The organism is Pseudomonas folii, assembly GCF_014357575.1.
Classification (GTDB): domain Bacteria; phylum Pseudomonadota; class Gammaproteobacteria; order Pseudomonadales; family Pseudomonadaceae; genus Aquipseudomonas; species Aquipseudomonas folii.
Genome location: NZ_JACONW010000219.1, coordinates 1 through 6,325, shown reverse-complemented (window position 1 = coordinate 6,325; position 6,325 = coordinate 1). Strand labels below are relative to the sequence as shown.

Annotated in this window: 4 protein-coding genes; 2 read left to right on the top strand and 2 right to left on the bottom strand. The window is 56.8% G+C overall.

Features of this window, described 5'->3' with window-relative positions:
- Positions 1-141: 141 nt before the first annotated feature.
- Together H8S59_RS25355 and sohB are read right to left on the bottom strand one after the other, a co-directional pair.
- Positions 142-3,759 carry an NEL-type E3 ubiquitin ligase domain-containing protein gene (locus tag H8S59_RS25355; RefSeq protein ID WP_187523213.1) on the bottom strand — a complete coding sequence of 1,206 codons (3,618 nt, stop codon included), beginning with the start codon at positions 3,757-3,759 and terminating at the stop codon, positions 142-144.
- Positions 3,760-3,899: 140 nt separating this feature from the next.
- The gene (gene sohB / locus H8S59_RS25350) at positions 3,900-4,922 is read right to left on the bottom strand and encodes a protease SohB (protein WP_187523212.1); all 1,023 of its coding nucleotides are present in this window, start codon (positions 4,920-4,922) and stop codon (positions 3,900-3,902) included.
- Between the two features lie 192 nt (positions 4,923-5,114).
- Here sohB and H8S59_RS25345 point away from each other — a divergent pair, with 192 nt between their 5' ends.
- Together H8S59_RS25345 and H8S59_RS25340 are read left to right on the top strand one after the other, a co-directional pair.
- Positions 5,115-5,822: a histidine phosphatase family protein gene (locus H8S59_RS25345; protein ID WP_187523211.1), complete on the top strand. Its 708-nt coding sequence runs from the start codon at positions 5,115-5,117 to the stop codon at positions 5,820-5,822.
- A gap of 43 nt (positions 5,823-5,865) precedes the next feature.
- Entirely contained in the window at positions 5,866-6,180 is a 315-nt protein-coding gene (locus tag H8S59_RS25340) for an SCP2 sterol-binding domain-containing protein (protein WP_027899113.1), read from the top strand.
- The last annotated feature ends 145 nt before the right edge of the window (positions 6,181-6,325 follow it).

The following is a 6,325-nucleotide window of genomic DNA, read 5'->3' as shown; positions in this document are numbered from 1 at the left end:
CGGCCTCGCGGTGCTCGTCAGCTCCTACAGAAAAGCATTCCAGGTCAGGTGATCGCATTTTGTTTGGGAAAGATGCCTTTTTGACGACACCAATTCAGCGACTGTATGGGCCCCTTCCCGGCTAAAGACAGTCCCGCGTCGTCACACTTCATTGGCTGCAAGACCTCCTCCCACCAACTCCGCCTGGGTCAATTGTGTCATCAGCTCCTCTTCATCTCGCTGCCGCTGTTTCATAATCGCGTCCGCCTCACCTTTGTAAGCCGCGTCCGACATGGGGCGTTCGCTTTGTAGATCATCAAGGGCCTCCATACGCAATGCAGTGGCCCGCTGACAGGCTGCAAACTCCGCGGCGTACTGGCGTTTCAGATGGTCGATCCAGAAATCACGCTTTATCGCAAAGGCGGTCAGTTCTTCGGGCGTTTCACGGCTCAATACCGTTTGCTCAGCCCGGTTCAGCGCAGCATCAGTAACGTCTGCAGAGCTGGAGAACTGCATCGTGCGCGAGTTGATCGGTAACTCCAGGCGACTGGCAAGACCGACGCGATAAGCCAACTGCACTTCGACATCCTCGGTGAAGCCGACACGTGCGGCGGCGTCCAGGCGCGCGAGACCATCGACTTCTTCAAGACGAAACAAACCACGTAACAGCTTCAGCAATTGCGGCCCCTCTCTCCCGGCAGTTGCCAATGAACGGGCCTGACTGACAAGCACCTCAAGCTCCATGTTGCTGAAAATCACGGCTGCACCATCGACGCAGGTTTCGGGGAACGCCGCCATCGCGATCAACCTTGAGCGCAAAAGCTCATCCCTGGCACCTGCCTCCAGAAGATCCCAGACCCTTTGCGTGACGGCGGCACGACTCAAACTGAAATCTGCAGAGCCCTGCAAGCGCGAAATAATTTCGAAGAAGTCAGCCGCATGCATCTCGCTCCAGAACAAGTCCCATACGGCTCGACGATGAACGCGCTCCAGTGCCGGTGTCTGGGCTAGCCAGAACTCTACGTTGTCGGCCTGTTCGGTAAACACCAAGGGTCCGCCGATAGCGCCAATGCGTACGCGAGTGCCCAGCGAGAGCGGATTGCCGTCCAGCAACGTATGCCGAACAGTGCCCGGCATCTCGAAAAAAGCATCGGGCAGTGTGGTAATACGGTTGCTGCGCAGATCCAGCGCGATCAGGTTGGGCGTTTCGAAGACTCCGGCTGGCGCCTCCAGCAACCCGGTCCCGCGTAAGAACAGGTTCAGTAACTGCGGCATTTCGCTGACATCCAGCAACGGCCCGACAGGGTTTCGTTCAAGATTGAGCAGCCTCAGATCAGGCAAGCGCCTGAGTGTCTGCATCATGTCAGCGGTGACTACAATGCGGTTGTTGGCCAGGGTCAGGCGAGTCAGGTGTCGCAGATGGCGAATACCTGCGGGTATCACCGACAGGAAGTTGTTTTCGGCGTTCAGCCAGTACAGACCGGGGCATTTACTGACGAGGGCGCTCACCGATTGTTGCGACATATAGGTGCGCGAAATATTAATGGCCGTGACATGGCTGAAGTCGCCGGGCAGGTAAGGCAAATCGCCAATCACCAGACCCGACAGGTCCAGCACAAAGCCGTTGAGATGGCGGGCAGCAGCCCCCGTCACGGGTGTTTGTCGCTGCCAGCAGCGCTTGATGATTTCAGCCGCATTGCGCTTGGACAAACTGGACACCGGTATCGAATGGGTTTCAGTCACTGGTCGCCAACCCATCGGGCCGTTGACCCAACGCTCCAGACTGCGATCCAGCGCCTGAAAGTCCATCGACAGTCGCGCAAGCTGTATCTCGATTGAAGTGCCGCTGGCGCGTAGACCGGCAATAAACTCAGCGGTCTGCTGCGAACTGAAGCCGGGGTAAAGCGCCTTGACCTGTTGATTCAATGAAGCCTTGGCCGTGCCCGAACGGGTGACGGGCACTGCGCTGTTTTCCATCCCACCCCTGAGGCCACCGAGATCAATGTCCCACTGATCGGTGTCCAGCTGCTTGATGAAGGGGCCAACCCTACCCGTTCCGTCCGGAGCAGTAATACGCCACTGACGTGCATATTCCTCCCAGCAAACTTCGTAAGCCTTGTCATGAATCGCCACGAAGTAATGCCCATCCGCATGATGGATATCCAGCATGCCGTTGGGCCCGTGGACAGTGGGCTCACCAAGTAATGACGCGGGCGACGCCTCGAATGCTTTTAATGACTGACGTAGACCGGAGCTGAGCGAACGCAGATTGGGAGGCGCCATTTCAAAGCGCAGACGCGGCCCCCTGCCAGGCTCAGCGCCCTGCCCGACCACCGACTCGGGCTCATCGACAACGGCCAGCGGCTCAATGGTTGATGTTGCATCAGACAAGCTGGCAGCGACGTTGACCAAGCTTTCCGCAGCCAATGGAAGCGCGTTGAAGACGCCAAATTCGATGCGTTGCGCTGCTCGCTTGCGTTCCTCAAAAGTTTTGCCTTGATGCACCTGAACCGCTCCAACGCCGATCAGCGTGGTGGAAAGTCCGATAATGAACGGCACAGCCTCAGGCACCATCAGCGCGATCAACCCTGTAAACACCAGACTGCGAGTCAGGCCTTCGGCCAATCCCTCCAGGTGCGCGTCGCTGCGAGTATGGATAACCGACCTGGCGTCAGCCCTCAAGCGCGCTTGCAGACTGTCACGCAGGGCATCAAAGGGATCACCGACAATTTCTTTGCCCGCGTGAACATATTGGTGCGGCGGCCAGCTACCGGTGGCTCTGTTGAGCCAGTGTGGATAGGCCGCGACGCCTTCCAGAGCGGTGTACAAACCACTCAGGAACAATCCGTCGCTGTCGTCTCGCTCTTGAAAATGCGCGCCCAGGGCCAGTCGCCTGGCGGGCTCGCGGCACTGGCTCGCCAGCCAATATGAGAGTTTGCTTTCATTTTCAAAGCCCTGCAGGGGCGACGAATTTCCGGGGATATAAAGCAGCGTCCGCTGATTGCGTTTGTTCTTGATCAGCAGGATATCCGTGGCGGTATAGCGATGAACTTTCAGCGGTGAAACGACGATATGACTCGCAACTCGAAACGGCTCGGCCAGTTTGGCCGGTGTGAGCGTTTCCCAACGCTGTGCTCCCGTCAGGCCCACGGACTCAAGGGCCAGTCGCTGGTCTGCCTCGCTTAATGTTTTTTCACGCACCTGCAGGAAAGCGGCTTTGATAAAGGCTGCTTTGGCCAGCACCGGAAAGTACTGCGCACTGCCCGCGAGCAACTGCTCGATGTAATGACTGTAGAGGGTGCGCAGGTCCGTATTTTTGACGAACTGTCTGAACTGGTCAGGACTGATGCTGACGTGAGTTGAGGCGTCGTAGCGCTGTGGCGTGGATCGTTTGTAAAGCCCTTCATAAGTGCGCACCGTGAAATTCGGCAGCAGATTCTCGACGCGTTTCAAGGCAATCCCGTGAGGTCTCCAGGCCTGAACGACATCGAGAAACCCGAACAAGGCTGAAGGACGCTGCACATGACCCAGCAGCGCCTCAGTCAGCGTCAGCGACTTCTGCACTACAGCTGGAAAGGGAGCAGTAGCTGGCGGCGAGTTGAAACGAAGTGTTGTCAGGCAAATGGCGTCCGGATCGATGTCCATCGCCCAGTATTGAGTGGCGTGTGCTTTGATCAGCGCTCGGGCAAAACTCGCCGGGCCTTTGATGACAGCTCCGTGGTGGCGGGCAAAGGTGTCCAGAGCAGGATTGCTGGCAAGGTAATCGACAGGTGTCGGCATTTCGGGCAATTTCCTTATTGCAAAGAGATTGCCAGTCTTATGGATATCGCGACCTTGAATGACCTGTATAAATACCGCGCGCTGATTTATTCGAGACAATAAAAAGCACCACCTGCAATTGCAGGCGGCGCTTTACGAATTTACCAGAAGCGTTGTTGAGTCAGGCGACTCCACCAGCTGAGCAGCAAGCGGTCCACTGATCCCGTTGCGGCCATGCCCATGCGTTCCTGCAGACTTTTACGCTGCGCGTAATGCAGGTGGAACACCTCAGCGCTTTTGGCGCGGTCACCGATGTATTCGTCGCTGGTCTTGAGCTCGTCCACCAGCTGTTTGTCGAGTGCTGCAACGCCCAGCCACACCTCGCCAGTGGCCACTTCATCAATGGCGAGTTGCGGACGGTAGTTGGCGACAAAGTTCTTGAACAGGTCGTGGGTGATGTCCAGGTCCTGCTGAAACTTCTCACGGCCCTTTTCGGTGTTTTCACCAAATACCGTCAGCGTGCGCTTGTACTCACCAGCGGTCAGCACTTCGAAGTCGATGTCGTGCTTTTTGAGGAGACGATTGACGTTGGGCAACTGTGCGACAACGCCAATCGACCCCAGAATGGCGAAGGGTGCGCTGATGATCTTGTCCCCGATGCACGCCATCATGTAACCACCGCTGGCCGCCACCTTGTCGATACAAATGGTCAGCGGAATACCTGCCTGTCGAATGCGCGCCAGTTGCGAAGAGGCCAGACCATAGCTGTGGACCATGCCGCCGCCGCTTTCCAGGCGCAGTACGACTTCGTCTTTGTCCGTTGCCAGGGTCAACAGTGCGGTGATTTCGTGACGCAGGCTTTCAGTAGCAGACGCCTTGATATCGCCATCGAAGTCCAGCACGTAGACGCGGGACTTGGGTTCGGCCTGCTTCTTGTCTTTCTTGAGACTTTTGGCCTGCTCTTTGCGCAGGGCCTTGAGGCGATCCTTGTCCAGCAGGGATTGCTCAAGACGCTCACGCAAAGCCTTGTAGAAATCGTTGAGCTTGGTGACTTGCAACTGCCCCGCTGACCGACGGCGGCCTTTGCCGCGCATGGAGGCAATGGCCACCAGCACAATGACGATAGCGACAACCAGGGTGACCGTTTTGGCCAGGAAGCTGGCGTAATCGGCTAAAAACTCCACAGAGACTCCTCACTTGGATTGCGCCCTTACCATTCAAGGGGCGCGGATGGATCAAGCATACCGGTGCGACCTGACGGCGACCAGTCGCCAATCGTTTCATAATGGCCATTCAAACAAGCGTATGTTTTTTCATTGACACGCCTTCGGCATCCTCATAACCTCGCAAACACTTCAACGTACCGGGAAACGGACGTGGGCAGCATCTATCTGATACGACATGGCCAGGCATCCTTTGGTGCCGACGATTACGACGTGCTGTCGCCGATCGGCATTCGTCAGTCAGAAGTGCTCGGTGCACACCTTTCACGGACTGGCTCAGGCTTTGATCGCTGTATCACGGGCAGCTTGCGTCGACAACAGCACACGGCCGAACTGACCCTGGGTCAACTTGATGCTGCCGGGCTGAAAACCCCGACACTGGAAGTCGATGCGGCTTTCAATGAGTTCGACGCTGAAGCCGTCATCCGCGCCCTGCTGCCAACGCTTGAAGACGAACCCGAAGCGCTGCATGTGATGCGGCATGCCGCCCAACACCGTGCAGAGTTTCAACGCCTGTTTTCAATGATTGTCTCGCGCTGGCTCAATGGCAGTCACGACAACGAAGGCTTACAAAGCTGGCAGGCATTTGTTGCCCAGGTTCAGGCCGGGTTGCATCGAATGCTGGAGCGCGCTGAAAGCGGCGAGCGCATTGCCGTGTTTACTTCAGGCGGCACCATTACCGCCCTGCTCCATCTGATTACCCAAATGCCGGCCGAGCAGGCTTTCCAGCTCAACTGGCACATCGTCAACACCTCGTTCAACCACCTCAAGTTCCGTGGTCACGAGGTTGCTCTGGCAGGCTTCAACAATTATGCGCACTTGCAACTGACGAATACGCCGGAACTCATCACCTACCGATGATCCAGGCAAACCTTGCAGAACAACCACTAGAAAGGACCGAACCATGACCTCCGTAGCCGACGCCGTTCAAGCCATGAAAGCCAAGTTCAACCCAAGTGCCGCTGCTGGCCTGGACCTGGTTTTCGGCTTTCGTATCGATGAAGACAAACACTTCTCGCTGATCGTCAAAGACAGCACCTGCGAGCTGCAGGAAGGCGAAAACCCTGACGCGCAAGTGACGCTGGTGATGGACGGCGAAACCCTTGAAGGCATCGTCAGCGGCGAGACCGACGGCATGCAGGCGTTCATGGGCGGCAAGCTGCGCGCTGAAGGCGACATGATGCTGGCGATGAAGCTAAGCGAATTGTTCCCGGCCTGATTGCAACGCCGTGGACATGAAAACCGAAGCCTGGGTGCTTCGGTTTTTTTTGGCTGTTTTTTTTCTGCTTTCCTATAAAAAATACGCCTGACTGATTTTAATGATTTTCTGTAGGGGCACACGAGCAACCGCGAGGCAGCGATAG